Annotated in this window: 1 protein-coding gene; it reads right to left on the reverse strand. The window is 72.5% G+C overall.

All coding sequences use genetic code 11. The features are described 5' to 3' along the window. Positions 1–836 (reverse strand): bifunctional hydroxymethylpyrimidine kinase/phosphomethylpyrimidine kinase (locus DSP71_RS24020; RefSeq protein ID WP_258546475.1); only part of this gene is annotated, 836 nt, incomplete at both ends.

An 836-nucleotide genomic window follows, 5' to 3' on the forward strand; every position in this document is an offset into this window, starting at 1 on the left:
CCAGTCGGCGATCTCCCGACCGGCGAGCACCGCGAGTTCGGCGAGATTCGGAGTGACCAGAGTCGCCCGCGCGAGGAGTCCGTGCAGTGCCCGCTCCGCCTCCGGATCCAGCAGCCGGTCGCCGGAGGTCGCGACCATGACGGGATCGAGCACCACGACAGGCGGGCGCACGCGGTCGAGCCACGCCCCCACTGCGCGGATGACCTCGGCGTCGGCGAGCATCCCGATCTTCACGGCGTCGATCACGATGTCGTCCGACACGGCATCGAGCTGCGCGCGGAGGAAGTCGACCGGCGGCACGTGCACAGCGCGCACGCCCTGCGTGTTCTGCGCGGTCAGCGCCGTGAGCACAGCCATCCCGTACCCGCCGTTCGCGGCGATGGACTTGAGGTCGGCCTGGATGCCCGCACCTCCGGACGGGTCGCTCCCGGCGATGCTGAGCACTCGCGGTACACCCCCGGAGCGCCAGCGCCGCAGGAACCGCGTCGCTACGGCGGCCGGATCGTCGGCGGCACACAGCGCCGAGACCACGGCCACCCCCGCCGCACCGGCATCGCGAAGGGCCTCGGTGTCGTCGATGTGGACACCGCCGATCGCCACGCACGGGAGTGCGCTGCGCCTGGCGAAGTCGCGAAATCCCTCCACGCCCAGCGGGACGGGGTGATCCGGCTTCGTGAAGGTGGGACGGATGACGCCGACCCCGAGGTAGTCGACCGTCCCGGCTGGGAGGGCCCGCAGCGCGTCGAGGTGCGCGGCGGTGTTGGCGGTGAGGCCGATCAACGCGTCGGGTCCGAGTGCCTCACGGGCGCGCAGCACCGAGGCGTCGCCCTGACCGA

Source organism: Microbacterium sp. H6 (genome assembly GCF_003314775.1).
Classification (GTDB): domain Bacteria; phylum Actinomycetota; class Actinomycetes; order Actinomycetales; family Microbacteriaceae; genus Microbacterium; species Microbacterium oxydans.